The sequence below is a fragment of the Salinicoccus sp. RF5 genome (assembly GCF_020786625.1).
In the GTDB taxonomy this organism is placed as follows: domain Bacteria; phylum Bacillota; class Bacilli; order Staphylococcales; family Salinicoccaceae; genus Salinicoccus.
Genome location: NZ_JAJGRC010000001.1, coordinates 925,102 through 946,428, shown reverse-complemented (window position 1 = coordinate 946,428; position 21,327 = coordinate 925,102). Strand labels below are relative to the sequence as shown.

The window sequence follows — 21,327 nt, the reverse complement described above, 5'->3', positions numbered from 1 at the left end:
TCAGAGTATGCTATAAAAATTTCATGACTTTTAATTTATTGATTTATTTGAATTATTCATATTAAGAGGAGGTAGTATAGTGAATATAACAAAACTACAAAATTTCGCTCACAAATGTTATTTAAAAAAAATACCACTCATACCCCAAATATACGGAAAGATTATGCATCATTTCTATTCTTGCGATATACCCTATACAGCAGATATTCATCGCACGGTTATATTTTCACACAAAGGGTTAGGTGTGGTTATAGGTCACGATACAGTAATTGGAGAGAATACAAAGTTATTACATAATGTGACTATAGGAGGAAGAGCTGGAGTGCGTGCAAACCCTGTCATTGGAAATAATGTTTTAATTGGTACAGGTGCATGTGTTCTTGGTAAAGTAGTTATAGGAGATAATGTTAAAATTGGTGCTAATGCTGTAGTTATTGATGATATACCAAGTAATTGTACAGTAGTTGGCATTCCAGGAAAAGTAATAAAAAGATAAATGAAAATGATTAAAAGTTCTAGTATATGTTTAGAATCTGCGATTGTAAAATTTAGCTAGATACTTAAAATTGGTCACCTGTGATAGATTAAAATGTGTTATTATACCAAAGAAAATCATAAGAGTGATCAGGCATGACCTACACTCGTGTTACCACATACGAGCTGGATCATTATCAGTGCTATAAGGAAAATAAAACGTTGTGGTAGAAAGTGGAATGGCGTGCCTAACGATCAGCAGAAGAATGTTGAAAAGAAGATGCCCCAGAGATGGAGGCCAGATGTGGTTGTCGGTTGCAAGTAACGTCGATTGACTAATGTACCGGTTGTTCAAATGGACCCCTTTGATACGACTACACTGGCGATGCAGGGCAAGCGAAAACCAAATAGCCATTAGGAACGCCAAGGTACACAAGCCTTCAAGCATAATATCTCTAAAGGAGTCGATGGCTATCCCACTTTCAATGAAGCGTTTGGACACCTTGAAGGCGACACGATCGTCATTGTGCGACACAAGAGTGCCGTCATCATGCTGGTTGAACGCCTGTCTAAAGTCCGTACGAACAAGGATATCGAAACCTTCATCGACACGAGGTGTCATCGGATGTCGAGAAACCTGTCCAATTTCAGTACTTTCGACAGCGCCAAGACATATTTCAATTGGCGATCGGTGAGCAATTTAAATGATCTATCCATTTACTTTGCAAATCCAGGGACTTCGTCGCAGTGAGGATTGAATGAAATTTCCAATGGACTGTTCACAAAGGATGCCCAAAGATATGGTTTTAACACGGTTGATTAGACTTTTGTCTCATCTGTTGCCACAAGAATAAATCGCATACTGAGAATATTATTGAAGTATCTTACACCATTGGAAGTGTTTTTCAGTTACATGGATAATAAGGAACTGTCTAGCTTATTTTACAAACGAAAATAGTTATAAAGGAGAAAATATGAAAGGGTACTATATTACGAATCTTAATTTAAATGAACAGTCTGGCGTGTCGAAAAAAATAGATATGCAAATATCAGCAATTAAAAGTCTAGGACATGAAATAGAATTAATAAGTTATTTTAAAAGATATCGATTAAGGAAGTTAAAAGCTCTTACTACAAGACTTCCTTTCTTTCCCTTATCTTCTCGGTGGAAATACAAAAATTTCTATAAAGGTGCCGATTTTTTTTATATAAGGTACCCACTAGCTGATAAGTGGCTTATCCGCTTTTTTAAAAAATTAAAAAAAGAGAATCCAAATAGTAAGTTAATTATTGAAGTAGCAACTTTTCCATATGATGGGGAAGCTAAATCTATTAGTAAAAAAATGCGTTTTGCTAAAGATAAAGTTTATCGTACGAAAATGAAAGAGTATGTAGACTTTATTGTTACATCTTCTAAATACAATACCATATATGGTGTTCCCACCGTGAATATACATAACGGATTTGATGTAGATCAAGTGCCCATTGCTAATAGTGAAAAAGAGGATGAAAATATTACGTTAGCAACTGTATCGAGTTTATCATTTTGGCAAGGATTTGATCGAGTAATAGAAGGTCTTTATAAGTATAATCAGCAAGGAAATAATAACGTCAGGTTTTTAATCATTGGAGAAGGTGGAGAAAGAGATAGGTTATACAAGTTAGCAGATAAATATGGTCTTATTGATAGTGAAACTGTTATTTTTACAGGTGAATTACATGGTAAAGAATTAGATCTCATGTTTGATAAAATAGATATTGGCATTGGTTGTCTTGGGTTGCATCGAAAAAATATGAGCTATGTAAATACATTAAAAGTAAGGGAATACTGTGCACGCGGAATACCATTTATTATAGCTAATGAAGAAGGGGGGATAAATGAATCTAAATCTTTCGTATGTCGTGTTTCTTCGGATGATTCACCAATAAATATTAATAAAATTATTGATTTTTATCACAGTGTATCAGAGAAAAAAGATTTTAGAGAAGAATTGAGAAATTATGCAAAGTTGAATTTAACTTGGAAAGCTCAAATGGATAAAGTTATGAAGAAAATATAAGGACAATTGTATCCTATTAATTTTCGGGCGGGAAATTTAATTATGAATAATGATGTAGGATCATCTAAAAAAAATGGTAAAATTATTATTGGTATAATCGGACTAATAATATGTATTGTTACTAGTATACTAATAGCTTCTATATCACCACTAAGCTATTCAATAATGTTTTTAATACCTTTGATTTATGGTTTTTTGACCTTTTTTCCGGGCCAATTATTAAAATATATTTCATGGTCTCCGGGGATAATTTGTTTTATGAGTGTGTCTTTTATCCGTTATTTTATCACACCATTAGTCACGGCATTATCAGGTATGCATACGGTAACTGAAGGTAGATATACTAGTGATCAGTATTATACAACAGCTACTTTTTTATTGCTATATGAAATGATAATTGTATATTTTATAGCATTTTGGACATTACGAAAACAAAAGTTTAAACAAACTAGAGTAGTAGATTCCTTAGTAACAAAAAAAAGCCAATTTATAATAATAGTATTCATATTAATAGCCATATTAATAGTTTTAATTAATCCAAGTGTACTACGTAATTACAATTTTGTTTTTACGCCTGCGAATAATCTCATGAATAGTGAGGACTATTCTCATTTCGGATTTTTAACTCTTTTTATTAATACAGCTAAGTTACTCATTCCTCTGCTTTTTATATACTATGGGAAAATGTTCTATGATAAAACTCAAAAATTTACTCCAGTAATATTAGCACTATTCCCATCTTTCATTATAATTATGTTTGCGGAAGGAAATCGTAGAGGTGCACTAATAGTACCATTTATTTTGACATTATTAATATCTATTAAGATGTTCCCTAAATACAGAAGAAGGATACTCGTATTAATGGGAGGCACCGCAGTTTCCATACTTTTATATATGACGATGCAAAAATCTATAGTAAGTCAATCAATTGAGACTTCAATGTTAAAAGACCAGATTAACTGGTTTGCTACATATTTAGATTCATACTTTGCATTTATCAAACACACTGCAATAGCTATTGAAACAAGTATAAGGTATGATGAGACATTAGGAGTGTCTACGTTAATTAATGATATTTTTTATCCATTTCCTTATTTTGGAGGAGAATTAATTGATGGAAACGCCAGAAGTACAATATTTTTTAATTACACATTTTATAATAATACGCTGATTACAGATCGTGTTATCCCCTCTGTGGGACAAGGGACTATATATGGAGGTTACATTTTTTCTCCTTTATTCTCAGCTATTTTCACAAAATTGGCCTTAGAGGCAGATGGTAAATATAAACTTTCTAAAGATATATTCGAAAAGTTTCTTTGGGGATATACTGCTTGGCTATTCGCTTCAAGTATTAATGCGAATATTAACTTGTTAACACAAACTTTATTTCAGGTAATTTTGCCGCTAGTTTTAGTTTATGTAATATACAAGCGGGTAGCATTGAGAAAATATCAGCAATAACAATAACGAGAATTAAATAAGTTGACTACTAGAAGTCGTAATGGAGGCGATTGGCTTATGGGTTATGAAGATCTTACTTTTAAAAAAGAAACAGTCTTTCTTGTCACTGGCGGAGCTGGATTTATTGGGTCAAATTTATGTATTGCTTTATTAGAAAAAGGATATAAAGTAAAATGTCTAGATAATCTTTCAACAGGACTTCAATCAAACGTAGATCTATTTAAAAACAATGAAAATTGCACGTTTATTAAAGGAGATATTAGGCATTTTGAAACATGTTTGAGTGCATGTGAAAATGTCGATTATGTATTACATCAAGCAGCGTGGGGGAGCGTTCCAAGAAGTATTGAAATGCCATTGTTATACGATGAAATAAATGTTAAAGGCACACTAAATATGCTGGAGGCAGCTAGACAAAATAGTGTAAAGAAGTTTGTATATGCCTCTAGTTCTTCAGTATACGGAGATGAACCTACACTACCAAAAAAAGAGGGTAGAGAAGGCAGTTTGCTTTCGCCCTATGCTATAACAAAAAAAGTGAATGAAGAGTATGCAAAGATATACACCAGTTTATATAATTTAGACACTTATGGACTGAGATATTTCAATGTATTTGGTAAAAGACAAGATCCAAATGGTGCATATGCTGCAGTAATTCCTAAATTCATTAAACAATTGCTCAACGAAGAGCAACCTGTCATTAATGGTGACGGAAGCCAAAGTAGAGATTTTACTTATATTGAAAATGTAATCGAAGCTAATTTAAAAGCTTGTAAAGCAACGCATGCAGCTGCTGGAAAAGCTTATAATATTGCTTATGGAGGAAGGAGCTATCTCCTAGATACATATAAAGTGCTATGTAGAATATTAGAAAAAGATATTGATCCAAAGTTCGGTTTAGAAAGAGAAGGAGATATCAAACATAGTAATGCTGATATTACCATGGCTAAGCAGTATTTGGACTATAATCCGGATTGGGATTTTGAACGTGGGATTAGAGCCGCAATAGAATGGTATAAGAAAGAACTATAATCTTTTGGCTAACCAAATTAATCATATTTACAATGTTAATCTATTAACTTATAAATCTAATTATTTTGATAAATCCCAATATATGGTTTAACATTCAATTTTTCTTATAAAGCACCATCAAATTGAGGGAGTTTAAGATGAAAAATAAGTTGATAAGACTGAGTGAGAAATCTTTTATACGCAATATCATAATAGTGGCGAGTGGAACAGCTCTTGCCCAAATAGTAACTATTGCACTATCTCCTATAATTACACGTTTGTATGGCCCAGAAGCCTTTGGTTTGCTAGGCATATTTACGGCTGTGGTAGGAATTCTTTCTCCTATTGCAGCTTTAAGCTACCCGGTGGCAATAGTATTGCCAAAAAGTAATAATGATGCAAATAAATTAGTTCGTCTATCCCTATATTTAACTATTACAGTTGCAATTATAGCGCTAATTATTCTTCTTTTCTTTAATAACACAATTGCTAGCTTGTTCAATATAGAAAAAATATCGACATTTTTATACTTAATTCCTTTAGTAATTATTTTTTCTGGGATTTTGCAAGTTATTCAACAATGGTTAATACGCACTAAGCAATTTAGAGTATCAGCAAAAACAGAAATATATAACTCTCTATTAGTTAATCTATCCAAAATTGGAGTTGGGCTATTTCTACCAATAGCAGCATCGTTAATATTGTTGCAAACACTGGGTATTGCGTTAAGAGGAATATTAATGCATTATTTATCAGATCGATCAATGACTTTTAAAGGGAATTCCAACGATCGATCAGAACTACTAAAAATTGCTAGTTATTATAAGGATTTTCCTATTTATAGATCTCCTCAAATTTTCATTAACACATTTTCACAAAAATTGCCAATCTTACTTCTTACTATATTTTTTGGCCCTGTGACATCAGGATTTTACTTATTAGGTACTCAAACTATGGGCGCGCCAGTTCAATTAATAGGAAAATCTGTACAAAATGTTTTTTATTCAAGGATTTCCGAAGTAGCTAACAATGGGGGAGAAATTATAAAGGTTCTTATTAAAACTATGGCTGGGCTAGGGTTCATTGGAGTTGTGCCCTTCGGTTTTATTGTTATTTTTGGTCCGGAAATTTTTAGTTTTATATTTGGAGAAGAATGGAGAAGAGCTGGATATTATGTTCAATGGATTGCAGTTCTTTCTTTTTTCACGCTGATTACAAGGCCTATTATTTCGACAATACCAATAGTGAACATACAAAAAGAGTTTTTAATATTTGAAGTTTTTGGAACTATAGCTAAATTAATTTCATTAATTTTAGGATTTTATTTGTTTAATGATGACATTATAGCTGTGGCAATATTTTCAATTGTCAGTGTTTTTATTTATATAATTTTAATATTTTATACTTTAAAGGCAGTGAAAACCTTCGATAGTTGTTAAATAATAATTATGTTTAATAATCAATATATAGACCGATTATTACTGTAATTGTATTATTGAGTTATTAATTTAAATATAAGTTAGAAGATAGGAGAGATAAAATGGATAGAAAAATAGGTGTAGTAGGGCTTGGTTACGTTGGATTGCCTGTAGCTGTTTCTTTTGGTCAAAAACATAAAATTGTTGGTTTTGATATTAGTGAGAGCCGTATTCAAACTTTAAAAGATAATTATGATTATACAAACGAAGTAGATCCTAAAGAACTAGAGGAGGCTGATATAGAATTCACTACAGATCCTAAATGTCTTGAAAATTGTGATTTTATTATTGTAGCTGTCCCAACCCCAATTAATGAAAATAAACAGCCTGACTTAGTCCCACTTATTAAAGCAACAGAAATGGTAGGGAATATACTTCAAAGAGGATCCATAGTTGTATATGAATCCACAGTATATCCTGGTGCAACAGAGGAAGTTTGTATACCTATTTTAGAGAAAGAATCAGGTTTACAGTCCGAATCAGATTTCTTTGTCGGTTATTCCCCTGAAAGAATTAACCCAGGTGACAAAAAACATACTTTTAGAACAATAACAAAAGTAGTTTCTGGTCAAACACCTGAGGTACTTAATATAATAGCTAAAGTTTATGAGAGTGTTATTACAGCTGGTGTCTTTAAGGCGAGTTCCTTAAAAGTCGCAGAAGCTGCTAAAGTGATTGAAAATACACAGAGAGATTTAAATATTGCATTAATGAATGAATTATCATTAATATTTAATAAGCTCAATATAGACACAAATGAGGTGCTGAAGGCTGCTGGAACTAAGTGGAATTTTCTTCCTTTTTCTCCTGGGTTGGTCGGAGGACATTGCATTGGAGTAGATCCATACTATTTAACTCATAAGGCTGAAAGCATTGGTTATCATCCTGAAATGATTTTAGCAGGTCGTCGAATTAATGATGGCATGGGCAAACATATTGCTACATCATTAATCAAAGAAATGATTAATAAAAATATCCACATCCGTGGTTCTCGTATAACAGTCCTTGGCTTGACTTTTAAAGAAAATGTTCCAGATTTACGTAATTCACGAGTGATTGATATTATTAGAGAACTAGATGAATTTGGGGTAGAACTTCAAATAACAGATGTTTATGCGGAAAAAAAACAAGCTAAAGAAATATATAATGTTGATCTCTTAGAATACGAAAATCTAAGACCAGCAGATGGGGTTATCTTAGCAGTGCCCCACCAATTCTATTTAGACAACGGTTGGTCTCAGTTTGATTATTTACTTAAAAACAGTGAAGGCATTGTAATAGACATTAAAGGCAAATTAGACAAAGAAAAACAACCAGAACAAGTTACATTATGGAGCCTTTAAAATGTGTTTACAATGAAATGAAGTTTTCATTACTTCGTTATTAGCCCCCATAGCGATTGATTGGACTGAACCCCGTTAAGTAGACAGTGAAAAAAGAATCAGTTATGGTTGGGGCTGGGACATAAGTCCCAATCCAAGCAGAATCCCCCGGGTTAAAATTTTTATTTTAACCCGGGGGATTCTTATGTATATAAATGAAAGACAAACCAAAAGGCACTCTTTATAATGTAAGTGACCACACAAACAGAAAAAGAGGTGCCTTATGTATAAAAATTATACCATGAACCAACTGACACTGCCACTCGATCTGGCAGTCATCATACCCGAAGATGACATCGCCCTTGCCGTCAATGCATTGGTGGAAAGCATCCCGGAGACTGAATTTACGCCCTTTGACCATGCCTTCGGTGCGACGTCGTACCATCCGAGAATGATGATGAAGATCATCCTCTGCAGCTACACACAATCGATGACATCTGGGCGCAAAAGTGAAGCGCTGTTGACAGACAGTGTCCGGATGATGTGGCTGGCTCAAAACCAGACGCCTTCCTACCGGACCATCAACCGGTTCCGGGTGCATCCTCACATGGATGCGCTGATCCAGGAAGCGTTCATCCAGTTCAGAATGCAGCTGGAAGCCCAGGCGCTGATTGATACGGATGCGATTTTCATCGATGGTACGAATCTCGAGGCCAATGCCAACAAATATACATTCGTCTTTCGGAGAAGTGTCGAGAAACACCAGGAGAAACTCCGGGCCCAATCGAAGCTGATGTATTAAACGCTGTATGAAGAGCAGATCGTGCCGGCCCTCCTTGAAGAGTCGGAAGCCGTCGTGACGGCCGATCACCTGCACACGATGCACCAGGCGTTGGAGACGGTGGAAACGGATATGACGGAGACCATCGATGCGACGGAAGACGTGGAAGAGAGAAAAGCCCGCCGGTCTGAACGGTCCGTCATCCGAAAGACCAAAAAGAAATGTGCAGACCTGCGGGACCGGGAATTGAAATATACCGAGCAATTGGAGATACTCGGTGACCGCAACAGATACTCGAAAACCGACCCAATGCGACCTTCATGCGCATGAAGGAGGACCATATGCAGAATGGTCAACTGAAAGCCGGCTACAACCTGCAGATTGCGACCAACAATCAATTCGTTTTAGGCTTTAATCTCTATCCCAACCTGAAAGATACCCGGACCCTGCCGCCATTTCTCTATACGATGTTGGAACATTTCCAGCACTTGCCTGAAAAGATTGTGGCCGATGCCGGCTATGGCAGTGAAGCCAACTACGAGATGATCATGGACGACTACGGCCGCACGGCGGCGCTCATCCCCTACAATACATACCATGAGGAATAGAAGCAGAGTCACCAAACCGATGAAATGCATCCGGACAACTGGACGTATGATGAGGGGAATGATATGTACATCTGCCCGGACGGCCGCTCCAGTTTGAACGCTATTCCGATCGGACCCACAAATATGCCTAACCCCGGGCATTTAAATGTATGCGTCAGCAGACTGTACCGGATGCCCCCTCCATGACATATGTATCAAAAGCGACAGGCAGACCACTAAGCGCATCCAAAAGAATATGAACCTGGACTACTTCAGGGTCCAGGTGAAAAAGCAGCTTTCAATTGAAGGGCACCGCAGCATCTATCAGCAGCGCAAGGTGGATGTCGAGACGGATTTCGGCAATTTGAAGGCCAATTTGGCGTTCAAGCGATTTTCACTCCGCGGGAGACGCAAAGTGAAAATCGAAATCGGCCTCGCATTATTGGCCGCGAACCTCCGGAAGTTCACCCAAATGATGCGCACTGCTTTGAAAACAGACACAAAGAATGGCGATTCATCCGCTTATCGGGATGAATCGCCATTCTTCTTAGTGTTCAGGGGCCTTTTGTAATTGCTAAACTAGACTCAACAGTTTTCCACAATTAAGACTCAACAGTTTACAAACTAGAAATCACTTTTCGGCATACTGAGACAGAGTATATTGAAAGGGAGAGAAAATGGAGTGGAAAAATGGATGATTTATCAAGAGTGTAAATGGCAGTTATAAAAGGGCTCTTACGCTAATTTGGGGAGAACGGGGTATATATCAGTAAAAAGGAATGATGGTCATGTATACCCACTTTGCTGATCTTGATTCTCGCCTGATTGTCTTGTCGTGCATCGAAGATGCTAATACATTGACCTGTGTCGTTACAATAGTTTCAAAAACAGGCCGATGTCCGAAGTGTCAGTACGGGTCCCATAAGCGGCATAGTGCCTACATGCGGGTTATTGATGATTTGCCCATCCAGGGCAAGTCTGTCCAGTTGTATCTGAAAACCCACAAATGGTTCTGTACAAACAGTTTCTGCGAAGCAAAAGTGTTTACGGAACGCTTCGAATGGCTCCTGCCCCATAGACAGCGAACGGTCCGTCTGGATGCTGCGCTCCGGGTCATTGCTTTCTCCACCAATTGTATCGAGGCGGCACATGTCACTCGAATGCTGGGTATGCCGGTGAGTCATGACACACTGCTCCGTTTGATCCATACAACAGAGATGCCGACGGTACACAGCCCCTTTTATCGGCATTGACGATTTCGCCTGGAAAAAAGGCCACCGGTACGGCATCCTAATTTGTGATGCCATGACTCATCATCCCATCGACCTCCTGCCCGATCGGGAAGCTGAGACACTGACGGATTGGCTGGGCAGTCACCCGGAACTGACGCACGTTACATGAGATCGGTATCCCCGTTTTCAGGAGGTCATCTCTACCCATGCTTCGAATGTCATTCAGATCCATGACCGGTTTCATCTGATTCAGAATCTATGGTCTCTGCATGACCAGATTATCCGGAAAATATTGCCTGCACGCGTTGACTTGGGCACACACCTGCCACGGCCGGATCCATCTCGCACGCAGTCAAAAGCAGAACTTCGGCAGAAAGAAAATGCCAGGAACAAATGGGAGCAGGCCCAAATACTTCAGAAATATTATGCGGATGGATACTCGATCACCCGGATTTCGAAGCAGTTCAATCTGCATTGGAAGACAGTTAAACGCTACCTTGAGATGACCGGTCCACCGGACACGTCCAGACAGAAACGGGCCAAACCGTTGGATGTCTATCACACGCAGATCATTGATTGGGAAGCTGCGGGGCATGCCGTTCATATCATTTATGAGAAACTCCAGGGCATCGGCTATACAGGGGCATATGGCGCGGTCAAAGTCTTTATTGTAGAGCTCCGGAAGAAAAAACGGGCGAAAGCGCCATTGGACACTGAATATCACAGCCGGCGGGACATTCGCCGTATCCTCTGGCAGAATCATCTGGAAGACGATTCGGAACGGGAAATCATCAACCGTGTCTTGAAAAAATATCCACAAATTCAGCCCGTCTATGCATTCATCGCCGGCTTCCGTGAAACCATTGTTCTGAAAGACCATACCGGATTTATCAAGCTGATACTCTATGAGCAAGAGCGGAAGGACCCATTGACGAAACACTTCATCCGAAGACTGCTCAGTGACTTCAAATCCATGGTGAATGCCATCGTGTACACAGAGAGTAATGGATTTGTGGAAGGCAATGTCAACCGGCTGAAAACACTGAAAAGAATGATATATGGCCGTGCAGGATTTAAATTGTTACGACAGCGGATGCTTTACAGAATAGCCTGATTTAAAAAATGATTGAGATATTAGTTAAATACATACGCATATATTCACCAAATTAGCGTAAGAACCAATTTTAAGTTGCCCTTGACAAAAGGGGGAGAACATGGAGTGGAAAAATGGATGATTTATCAAGAGATACACCGATTTAAGTGGTAATGACAAACGCGATTTACGTGGTATCGTAAATCGCGTTTTTATGGTAACTTAGCAGCGCCGTAAGCAGGGTTGGACGCCGGATGTCATCGTCGGTCGGCAGGAAATGTCGTTTGACTGTTCAGGCCGTACACTGTATCGGATGTTCAAACGGGAAGCTTTTGATGCAGCCACACTGCCGATGCAGGGCAAGCGAAAACCGAACGGCCATCAGGAACGCCGGGGCCGTCAGGCATTCAGGCGCAACATTTCCCAAAGAACAAATGACTACCCGGCGTTCAATGATGAATTTGGCCACCTCGAAGGGGACACCATCGTCGGTGTGCGACATATGAGTGCCGTCATCACACTGGTTGAACGCCTGTCCAAGGTCATCATTACGCTAAAGCCCGAAGGCCGGACGGCCAAGGATATCGAAACCGCCATCAACACGTGGTGTCATCGGGTGCCGAGAAACCTATTCAAATCGATCACTTTCGACTGTGGTAAGGAATTCTCCAACTGGCGATCGATGAGCAATCGAAATGATCTGTCCATCTACTTTGCCGACCCGGGGACGCCGTCCCAGCGGGGATTGAACGAACATTCAAATGGATTGCTCAGAAGAGATGGACTGCCCAAAGATATGGATTTCAACACGGTTGATCAGACTTTTATCTCATCTGTTGCCGCAAGAAGAAACCACATACCGAGAAAATCATCGAACTATCGTACGCCGTTGGAAGCGTTTTTGAGTTACATGGGTGATAAGGAACTGTCTAGCTTATTTTGACAAACGAAACTTATAAGAATACATCGACTGTCTACTACTCAATTTGGTCTAAGATTTTGTCCGCATGCCGAACTGTCCAGTTTAGTTTAGCAGTCACAAAGGTCTGGAATGCAGTTCTGATTGGAAGAACTGGTGGTGGAAGAGATGCACCTGCATCATTTGCCCGTCGAGGAGGACATATGAAAATTATGAAAATAAGGATATTAATCATTCTGTTCTGCATTTCATTGATGCTGATTGTCGTATCCATCATAGACAGCTTTGAACACGGCTATACGGATCAGCCTGTAGAGAGTGATCTGATTGTAATGCTTGGAGACGGCGAAGACTCAAGGATGCAACAGGCCGCACACCTCTACTACGAAGGTTATGCAGATCATGTCCTGATTATTCCAGTTGTCGAGTCCGACGACCTCAACCAGAGTACAGCACTCGCAATGGAGTACGGCATCCCCGAAGAAACACTGATATTGGAATACGAAGCGATCAGCACATACACCAAAGCCACAATAACCATGGACATCATGGAACAGCGCGATATGGACTCCGCACTCATCGTCACGAGCGACTGGCACATCAAACGCACCAAGTACATCTATGACAAGCTGAATGATGGCCGCTTCGACTTCAAATATATATCGGCGCTGCCCTTCCAAGATGGCAGATGGCATGAAGGCGGCGATGGTTTCTATGTCTGGTACAGTGAATACATCAAACTGTGGGTGTACAGGATGGGGATATACTGGTGGAGTGAGTAGGGGCACTATAAAAAGTCACACCATCAATTTTAATGGTGTGACTTTAAGATTGTTAGACAAAATTTTAGGAATTGAATATCTGTTCGAGAATCAGTAACGCCGCTCCTTGCGAAGAAGCTGAGTCCTTGATTTCTCCAATTTTTATTTCAGGGGTACCAAAGTTTGTAGAGACATTCTCATTTGCGATAGTCTTACGAAGCTCATCCTTAAAATGACTGTAGAGGTTACTGATGCCGCCACCCAGTATGATGAGATCAGGATCCAACATATTCATTTGATTATTGATGGAAGTTCCAAGATAAGTACCTATGGTAGAAATATGTGCTTTAGCTTCAACATCTCCTTGATCTGCCAGACGGAGAAGTTCTTTCGCTGTTTCGCCTTCACTTATGATCTTTTTCTGCTGGGCACTATCTGCGATGCTCAGTCCAGATACATAGGCTTGAAGACATCCTTTCCTGCCGCATTCGCATTGGCGTCCATTGACCTCGATGATTGAATGGCCAATTTCACCGGCATGGTTATGACTGCCATTATATAGCTGGCCATCGATCATGATGGCCCCACCGACACCGTGGCCAAGATTAATGTAGACGATGTTGTTATGATCTGATTCTATCTTAGATACCTCTCCCCAAAGTTTACATCGCACATCATTTTCTACATGGATGGGAATGCCGAACGTTTCTGTAATGAAATTGAAATTGAAACCTTTAATATTAAGCAATAGGGGCGCATAGAGGGATGTGTTTGTTTCAACATCGACGAAACCATGCATCGCTATGCCTATCCCAAGATAGTTGTGTGAAGGTTTCATTACATGTCGGATTACATCGATAATGAGTGTTTTCAGTGCTTTTTTATCAATGGAGCTTTCTATACTGTGCTTTTCTACACTTTCTACATCACCGCGCAAGTTGGTGACTACTGCTTCGAGTGTCTTCGGTCCAATATAGATGCCGATGACTTTGTTATCTTCATCATTGAGTTTCAGTAACCTAGGCTTTCTGCCGCCCTTCGAAGCACCGATGCTTGACTCATAGATTATATTTTCATCGAGCAGCACTTTTACAAGTGAGCTTACGGTAGGAGGAGTCAAACCGGTCTGTTGGGCAATTTCTGCTCGGCTGATGCCGTCATTTTTGCGAATATAGTTCAGTACCAGGTTCTTGTTTCTCATTTTCATATTTTCAAATGTTGCTCTTTCCAATTTGACTCCACCTTAATCATTGTATATTGAATTGATATGCTGTGCGCTTTTTGAATGTTTTTCCAGCCTTAAGTATTGTCTTTGAAGCAGGATTACTATTGATGTCATCCGGAGGCAGTTGTGCTTCCAATGTCAGTCCACAATGCTGATAAAAATGTTTTTCTGATGAATCTTTAAAATCAAAATCATTGCAAGTGAATATCACCACGACAGGATCTTCAGTTTCTACACTGAGAGTTCTGCCGTTTTGCGTCTGTACTATCAGTCGTTCGTCTTCAATTATGAATGGATGGTCAAGGCCATTGAACTGTTTGAACTGAGGATTGTCTGATTTGATGATATCAGCAAGTGGTAGTATTTCGTTACTGCTTTCAATTATACCATTTTTACTTGTTGGCATAACGGATTCATCAACTGTTCCGAACTTCTTTCCACCCAAATTCATACGATGATTCAATATGTCGCATTTCAGGTTCCCATTGAGGTTTATATACATATGATTTGTCGGGTTGACCAGTGTATCCTGATCTGTTGAGAGAGTGTAATCAATGATGAGAAGGTCATCGATCGTATACGTGTAGGAAATCTTGATGTCCAGATTGCCTGGGTAACCATCTGACATATGTTCCAGTCTGCTGCTGAAATGTATGGTGACGGCATTGTCATTCTGAATGATGTCATAAGTATAGAATAGACGATCAAAGCCGTAGTTTCCTCCATGAAGATGGTTGCCATCATCATTTTTGGTGAGGTCTAGGGTTTGCTTTTCAAGCTGTGCTTTACCATCCCTGATTCTGCCGGCCACTCTCCCAATTGCCGCTCCGAAGTAGTAGGGGTTGGTGAGGTAATCGTGAGGGGCTTCGTGCCCGAGCACTATATCTTCAAATGTACCGTCCTTGTCAGGTACAACCCAGCTGGTGATGCGTGCACCGAAATTGAGGAGTGTGACACTTTTCCCCTTATTTGAAATGGTTATTGTTGTCAGTTCTTTCTCCTCTTCGGTGAAAGAGCTTACTATATCGACTTTCATAAGGCTTCCTCAGTATCGATGTCGAAGAATGACATCTTGTTCTGATCGATTGCAAGTTCGATTTTATCCCCCACTGTATATTCGAATCTTGAATCCAGCTTCACTTTTACTTCGTCCCCATTGACCCTTCCAAAGATGATCGTTTCTGCACCTAGAAGCTCAACCGTATCGATCTTCAGGTTGATCTTGTTGTTGGTTGTGTTCTCCATGAAAATCGGTTCATCGTGTATATCTTCCGGCCGGATGCCGAGGAGCATACGGTCCTTGTTGTAATCTTTAATCTTATTCAATTTACCTTTCGGAATCTCTATTCTGAAGTCTCCCCATTTGATGGTGTTCCCCTCGAGCTCCACCTCGACGACATTCATGGAAGGACTGCCGATGAACTCTGCGACGAATCTGTTTCTTGGATTTTCGTATATGTCGCGAGGTGCACCGACTTGTTGAATCTCCCCAGCATTCAATACAACGATACGGCTTGCCATTGTCATCGCTTCCGTCTGATCATGGGTAACATAAACGACAGTGGCATTTAAGTTCTTGTGCAGTTTGGTTAGCTCGGACCTCATCTGAACACGAAGTTTGGCATCGAGGTTAGATAGGGGTTCATCCATAAGGAATACAGCAGGATCCCTTACGATGCTCCTGCCAAGGGCAATCCGCTGCCTCTGACCACCGGACATCGCTTTTGGTTTCTTCTCAAGGAGTTCGGTAATACCGAGTATATTTGCTGCTTCCATCACCTTTCGTTCAATTTCCTTTTTATCCGTTTTACGGAGTTTGAGTGAGAATGCCATATTGTCATAGGCGTTCATGTGCGGATAAAGTGCATAGTTTTGGAACACCATGGAAATATCCCTGTTTTTCGGTTCCACGTTATTGACCTTCTTATTCTCAATCCAAATTTCCCCAGATGAAATCTCTTCAAGTCCTGCCAGCATTCTGAGAGTCGTCGATTTTCCACAGCCTGAAGGTCCTACAAAGACGACGAACTCGCCGTCTTCCACCTCAAGGTCAAAATTCTTCACTGCATGAAATTTGTCATCATATTTCTTATTTACTGATTTGAAGCTTATTGATCCCATAAACATCCCTCGCTTGAATAGTAGTATTAATTATTATATACTTAATTAAATTAATTTATTAAGTTTATAATACCATTGAATATAAAATTAATAAAGGGAGGAGTCATTTTATGGAGCGAAATCTGCTTTTTGAAGTACATAAAGAGATTCATCACTATTACCCAGAAGAGAAAATCTTCTTTTCTCCAGGACGGATTAATCTGATTGGAGAGCATCTTGACTATAATGGGGGAACGGTTTTTCCGGGAGCAATCAATCTGGGAACCTATGCTGTCATCGGTATGAGGAAGGATTCCAGAGTCCGGGTATATTCGCATAATTTCCCGGATTCTGGAATCGTGGATATAGAGCTTTCCCACATAGGGGAAAGCAGTGAATATGGCTGGGCAAGTTATGTTGCTGGTGCATTCAAGTTGATGGGTGAAGAGGTCGAGCTATCCCATGGTCTGGATATCACTATTAATGGGACTCTGCCAAACAGAAGCGGCCTGTCTTCTTCAGCTTCAATCGAACTGCTTATGGTTTACATCATCAGCGACGTCTATGGTGCGACACTCTCAAGGTTTGAAATGGCCGAAATCGGGAGACGGGTGGAGAATGATTACCTGGGTCTGCCGAGTGGCATAATGGATCAGTTTGCCATCGCCTTCGGACATGATCGTTCAGCGATCGCCCTCGATTGTAAGACTATGGAATACAGCCTCCATGAGTATATGGAGGATGAACATGAATTCGTCGTCATCAATACTAATAAACCGAGGGAATTGATCAGTTCCGAGTATAAGAACAGGAAAACCGAGTGCGAAGCAGCATTGGAGGAATTAAACCGGTTTAACGCTGGTGCCAAACAATATTTGTGTGATTATAACCTTGAAGATCTTAATGCAAGCCGTGAAGGATTAAGTAGTGACGTGTTTTACTTGCGTGCTCATCATGTCATCGACGAGAATGAGCGTACTCTGAAGGCAATTGAAGCATTTGATAAGTCAGACTTTAAATTGTTCGGAGCGTTGATGTATGAGTCGCATGATTCCTTGAAGAGGATGTATGAAGTCACCGGCAAGGAATTGGATCAGATAGTGGACACGGCGAAACAGCTTGACTATGTCCTTGGAGCAAGAATGACAGGTGCGGGTTTCGGTGGAAGTGCTATCGCCCTTATTGAAAAGGGACGGTTTGACGATTTTAAAGAAGCAATTGAAGCGGATTATAATGAGCGTATTGGTTATGCTCCAAGTCTCTATCCGGTTCGACTTTCCACAGGACCGTCAATCATTTCTGAAAGAGGTGCAGGTATATGAGTATTCTTGTATTGGGAGGTGCCGGATATATTGGCTCCCATGCGGTAAAAAAATTGGTTGAACAGGGGGAAGATGTCATTGTAGTCGATAATCTGTCGACCGGCTATAGGAAGGCAGTGGACGCGCGGGCAAAGTTTTATGAGTGTGACATTGCGGATGGATCTGCAATGGATGCAGTATTCAATGAAAATGACATTAAAGGGGTCTTCCATTTTGCAGCGTTCTCGCTTGTCGGCGAATCTATGGAACAACCATTGAAATATTTTCAAAATAATACAGGCACGATGCTGACATTGCTGGAAAAGCTGAATGAACATGATGTGAAACACCTGGTGTTCAGTTCTACGGCAGCCGTATATGGCGAACCTGAGGAAGTGCCAATCCACGAAGAGGTGCCGAAGCATCCTTCCAGTCCATATGGAGACTCCAAACTCATGATGGAGAAAATCATCAGTTGGGTAAGCAGAACTACTGATCTGAACTTCGTTTCACTCAGGTATTTTAATGTAGCAGGAGCGAGCAAGGATTCAACAATCGGGGAGTCCCATGATCCTGAAACGCACCTGATTCCAATAGTCCTTGAGCGGGTGCTTGGAAAGCGGGAAAAATTATATGTATTCGGAAATGACTATGATACAAAAGATGGGACTTGCATCCGAGACTACATTCATGTGGAAGATCTCATCGATGCTCATATACTGGCGCTTAAGTATTTGATGGATGGGGGCAATTCGAATATTTTCAATCTCGGTTACAACCGTGGCTATTCGATCCTTGAAATCATAAAAGCGGCTGAGAAGGTGACAGGGCAGAAAATAGAGTTCGAATACCGTGACAGACGTGCAGGTGATCCTTCTATCCTTATTGCTGATTCAGGTAAGGCGATGGATACATTGGGATGGCAGCCGAAACATAATAAAATACATGAAATCATAGCTGATGCCTGGAATTGGCATCAAAAAAATCCAGATGGGTGGATGACCGATGAAAAAGCTGATTGATCAGATCATAGACCAGGCAATAGAGCTGGAGCTTGTCGAAGCACGTGACCGTACGTATCTTCATAATCAGATGATGGGCTATATACCTGAGAAATTGTTTTTTGAATCTGAAGAAGTTTTAAAAAGTGATTCGAATACCTTGATAGAAAAAATTGTTGAAAGGCTTGCAGAAAGTAAGGTGATAGAAGATAAAGTGTATGTAAAGGACCTTACAGCAGCCAATATGATGAATTTAATGATTCCAAAACCTTCAGTCATCGAAGAACGGTTTCATCGTCTGATGCAGGAAGGAACTGTCAGGGCAACAGACGATTTCTATGCCATTTCCTTGTTCTCCAATTATATACAGAAGAATAGGATCAGACAGAACATTTCATTCTCGAGCAATTCCGATAAGGGTCCTTTGGAGTTGACGATCAATCTATCCAAACCGGAAAAAACGACAGAAGAAATAAGGGAAGCGCAGAACAATAAAAAAGAAGACGATGATTACCCAAAATGCCTGTTGTGCAAAGAAAATGAGGGATACATCGGTCATATCAACCACCCTCCGAGATCTAACCATAGGATTGTAGGCATAGAAATGGGCGGGAATGAATGGTACTTCCAGTTCTCCCCGTATTCCTACTATAGTGAGCATAGCATCGTATTTTCGAAAAATCATACTCCTATGAAGATTGGTGCGCATACATTCAGAAATCTGACTGATTTCGTCGACCAATTTCCACACTATTTCATAGGCTCGAATGCCGATTTGCCTATAGTGGGAGGGAGCATGCTGTCGCATGAGCATTATCAGGCTGGACGGCATGTCTTCCCAATCGAGAAAGCTCCGTCCTTCTTTGAACATGAAGTAAATGAGGTGACTTATGAACTTTTGAAGTGGCCTTTGTCTACCATACGCATTTCTGGAAGGAACAAGGAAGCGGTAATCAGAAGGTCTGTAGAGATGACAGAAGCTTGGAAGCAATACGATAATGAAGCGCTTGGCATCCTCTCACATACAGATGCACCGCACAACACAGTGACACCCATAGTCCGAAAAATGAAAGATAAGTATCATATATACCTTATCTTGCGCAATAATAGGACGACTGAAGAAAGACCGGAAGGACTGTTTCATGTTGACCCTGAAGATTTTCACATCAAGCGGGAAAATATTGGACTCATTGAAGCGATGGGATTAGCAGTATTGCCTGCACGTCTAAAGCAGGATGCTGAAGAGTTGGAAGCGTCATTCAAAAATGGTGAAAAAATCGATACTGTCCACGATGAGTGGGTGGAAGCTTGGAAGAAGAAATATGAAGCTAATCACATCAAAGAAAACTTTGAACAGGTTTTTAAGAAAGAACTCGGATTGAAGTTCAGAAAGATACTCGAGGCATGTGGTGTCTTCAAAGACGAGAAGACGTTCAAGGTCTTCTTTAAAGAAGTTACTGGAGATTAGGAGGATGCCATGAAGAAAATTGTCATTTCGATAATCGGTGTACTGTTTATTGCAGTGATAGCAGCCGGTCTTTTACTTTTAAATAGGGACAAAGGCTACACAAATCCGGTTTTTGAACCTACTTTGGCAGATCCGACAGTGATTGAATCAGATGATGGCTACTTCTATGCGTATGGTACAGAGGACTACCTTGACGAAGAGAAAGGGCAACCAAATATCCCCATCATCCGGTCGAAAGACTTGATTGAATGGGAGTTTGTCGGACAGGCACTCGAGGAAAAACCAGACTGGAAAGATGAGGGTTTCCTATGGGCACCTGAAATAGTCAAATTCGGCGACCAGTACAATCTTTATTATTCGTATTCCATATGGGGTGATCCGAATCCTGGAATCGGAATGGCTGTAGCTGACACTCCTGAGGGCCCTTTTACAGATAAAGGAGTGATATTCAAGAGTGAAGAAATCGGTGTATCGAATTCCATCGATCCCTTTGTCGTTCAAGGGGAAACGAACTATCTTTTCTGGGGCAGTTTCCACGGGATATATGGCATAGAACTCGAGGATGATGGATTTACGACAACAGGAGACAAGTTCCAAATTGCCGGTGATGCATTCGAAGCGACATACATCTTCGAAAAAGACGATGAATTCCATTTCATCGGTTCGACAGGAAGCTGTTGTGAGGGTATAGCAAGCCAATACCAGTTGGAAATCGCAAAAGCGGATGATATCAGAGGACCCTACTTGAACAAGGAAGGTGAAGATATCATGGAGAGTCGGGGCACAGTATTGCTGGACGGCAATGATTCAGGCGTAGGGAAGACCTTCGTCGGGCCTGGACATACTACAATGATAGTTGATGATAATGAAGAGCACTGGCTCCTATATCACGCAATAGATACTGATGAACCTTACCTTCCCATGGGTGCCACAAGAAGACCTCTCATGATGAGTCCTTTAGCATTTGAGGATGGTTGGCCTGCAATGGAAACAGAGGAACCACAATCAGAAGTGAATAGAAGTCCACAAGTCGATTGATATGATAAAACC

Annotated in this window: 18 protein-coding genes and 2 pseudogenes; 16 read left to right on the top strand and 4 right to left on the bottom strand. The window is 40.2% G+C overall.

What is annotated here, in order from left to right:
- Nucleotides 1-79 precede the first annotated feature (79 nt).
- Nucleotides 80-496 carry a serine O-acetyltransferase gene (locus LLU09_RS04985; RefSeq protein WP_228310732.1) on the top strand — a complete coding sequence of 139 codons (417 nt, stop codon included), beginning with the start codon at nucleotides 80-82 and terminating at the stop codon, nucleotides 494-496.
- A gap of 150 nt (nucleotides 497-646) precedes the next feature.
- On the opposite strand, the gene LLU09_RS04980 is transcribed toward LLU09_RS04985, so the two are convergent.
- Nucleotides 647-1,096 (bottom strand): hypothetical protein, encoded by a 450-nt coding sequence (locus LLU09_RS04980; protein WP_228310731.1) that lies wholly within the window; start codon nucleotides 1,094-1,096, stop codon nucleotides 647-649.
- Between the two features lie 352 nt (nucleotides 1,097-1,448).
- Here LLU09_RS04980 and LLU09_RS04975 point away from each other — a divergent pair, with 352 nt between their 5' ends.
- The 11 genes and pseudogenes from LLU09_RS04975 to LLU09_RS04910 all read left to right on the top strand — a co-directional run bounded on the left by LLU09_RS04975 (nucleotide 1,449) and on the right by LLU09_RS04910 (nucleotide 13,203).
- Complete coding sequence (locus LLU09_RS04975) at nucleotides 1,449-2,534, top strand: glycosyltransferase (RefSeq protein WP_228310730.1); 1,086 nt, start codon at nucleotides 1,449-1,451, stop codon at nucleotides 2,532-2,534.
- Between the two features lie 42 nt (nucleotides 2,535-2,576).
- Nucleotides 2,577-3,998, top strand: coding sequence for a hypothetical protein (locus LLU09_RS04970; RefSeq protein ID WP_228310729.1), 1,422 nt, complete (start codon nucleotides 2,577-2,579; stop codon nucleotides 3,996-3,998).
- A 57-nt stretch (nucleotides 3,999-4,055) separates the two neighbouring features.
- Nucleotides 4,056-5,030, top strand: coding sequence for an SDR family oxidoreductase (locus tag LLU09_RS04965; protein ID WP_228310728.1), 975 nt, complete (start codon nucleotides 4,056-4,058; stop codon nucleotides 5,028-5,030).
- A gap of 137 nt (nucleotides 5,031-5,167) precedes the next feature.
- Nucleotides 5,168-6,448: an oligosaccharide flippase family protein gene (locus tag LLU09_RS04960; RefSeq protein ID WP_228310727.1), complete on the top strand. Its 1,281-nt coding sequence runs from the start codon at nucleotides 5,168-5,170 to the stop codon at nucleotides 6,446-6,448.
- 101 nt (nucleotides 6,449-6,549) lie between these two features.
- Nucleotides 6,550-7,830, top strand: coding sequence for a nucleotide sugar dehydrogenase (locus LLU09_RS04955; protein ID WP_228310726.1), 1,281 nt, complete (start codon nucleotides 6,550-6,552; stop codon nucleotides 7,828-7,830).
- A gap of 262 nt (nucleotides 7,831-8,092) precedes the next feature.
- Nucleotides 8,093-9,748 (top strand): annotated as a pseudogene (locus LLU09_RS12670) (IS1182 family transposase).
- Between the two features lie 208 nt (nucleotides 9,749-9,956).
- Nucleotides 9,957-10,430: a transposase family protein gene (locus tag LLU09_RS04930; protein WP_370632459.1), complete on the top strand. Its 474-nt coding sequence runs from the start codon at nucleotides 9,957-9,959 to the stop codon at nucleotides 10,428-10,430.
- Complete coding sequence (locus LLU09_RS12665; protein ID WP_370632473.1) at nucleotides 10,384-10,578, top strand: transposase; 195 nt, start codon at nucleotides 10,384-10,386, stop codon at nucleotides 10,576-10,578. The genes LLU09_RS04930 and LLU09_RS12665 overlap by 47 nt, the downstream gene beginning before the upstream one ends.
- A 333-nt stretch (nucleotides 10,579-10,911) precedes the next feature.
- A complete protein-coding gene (locus LLU09_RS04920) occupies nucleotides 10,912-11,523 on the top strand; it encodes a transposase (RefSeq protein WP_370632472.1) in 612 nt (203 codons plus the stop codon).
- A 217-nt stretch (nucleotides 11,524-11,740) separates the two neighbouring features.
- Nucleotides 11,741-12,445, top strand: a pseudogene (locus LLU09_RS04915) (IS30 family transposase); the annotation flags it as partial.
- Between the two features lie 179 nt (nucleotides 12,446-12,624).
- Complete coding sequence (locus LLU09_RS04910; RefSeq protein ID WP_228310719.1) at nucleotides 12,625-13,203, top strand: YdcF family protein; 579 nt, start codon at nucleotides 12,625-12,627, stop codon at nucleotides 13,201-13,203.
- A gap of 64 nt (nucleotides 13,204-13,267) precedes the next feature.
- Here LLU09_RS04910 and LLU09_RS04905 read toward each other — a convergent pair whose 3' ends face one another.
- From LLU09_RS04905 to LLU09_RS04895, 3 genes are read right to left on the bottom strand one after another with little or no spacing between them, the layout of a single operon-like run.
- The gene (locus LLU09_RS04905) at nucleotides 13,268-14,413 is read right to left on the bottom strand and encodes an ROK family transcriptional regulator (RefSeq protein WP_228310718.1); all 1,146 of its coding nucleotides are present in this window, start codon (nucleotides 14,411-14,413) and stop codon (nucleotides 13,268-13,270) included.
- 16 nt (nucleotides 14,414-14,429) lie between these two features.
- Nucleotides 14,430-15,443 carry an aldose epimerase family protein gene (locus tag LLU09_RS04900; protein WP_228310717.1) on the bottom strand — a complete coding sequence of 338 codons (1,014 nt, stop codon included), beginning with the start codon at nucleotides 15,441-15,443 and terminating at the stop codon, nucleotides 14,430-14,432.
- Nucleotides 15,440-16,528: an ABC transporter ATP-binding protein gene (locus LLU09_RS04895; protein WP_228310716.1), complete on the bottom strand. Its 1,089-nt coding sequence runs from the start codon at nucleotides 16,526-16,528 to the stop codon at nucleotides 15,440-15,442. Before LLU09_RS04895 ends, LLU09_RS04900 begins: the two co-directional genes overlap by 4 nt.
- A 110-nt stretch (nucleotides 16,529-16,638) precedes the next feature.
- On the opposite strand from LLU09_RS04895, the gene LLU09_RS04890 reads away from it, so the two are divergent.
- Genes LLU09_RS04890 through LLU09_RS04875 form a run of 4 tightly spaced genes read left to right on the top strand, consistent with a single transcriptional unit; the run spans nucleotide 16,639 to nucleotide 21,315 of the window.
- Nucleotides 16,639-17,829, top strand: a complete 1,191-nt coding sequence (locus LLU09_RS04890) for a galactokinase (protein WP_228310715.1) — start codon at nucleotides 16,639-16,641, stop codon at nucleotides 17,827-17,829.
- Entirely contained in the window at nucleotides 17,826-18,830 is a 1,005-nt protein-coding gene (gene galE, locus LLU09_RS04885; protein WP_228310714.1) for a UDP-glucose 4-epimerase GalE, read from the top strand. The genes LLU09_RS04890 and galE overlap by 4 nt, the downstream gene beginning before the upstream one ends.
- Nucleotides 18,814-20,277 carry a UDP-glucose--hexose-1-phosphate uridylyltransferase gene (locus LLU09_RS04880; protein WP_228310713.1) on the top strand — a complete coding sequence of 488 codons (1,464 nt, stop codon included), beginning with the start codon at nucleotides 18,814-18,816 and terminating at the stop codon, nucleotides 20,275-20,277. Before galE ends, LLU09_RS04880 begins: the two co-directional genes overlap by 17 nt.
- Nucleotides 20,278-20,286: 9 nt before the next feature.
- Nucleotides 20,287-21,315 carry a family 43 glycosylhydrolase gene (locus LLU09_RS04875; RefSeq protein WP_228310712.1) on the top strand — a complete coding sequence of 343 codons (1,029 nt, stop codon included), beginning with the start codon at nucleotides 20,287-20,289 and terminating at the stop codon, nucleotides 21,313-21,315.
- Nucleotides 21,316-21,327: the final 12 nt, after the last annotated feature.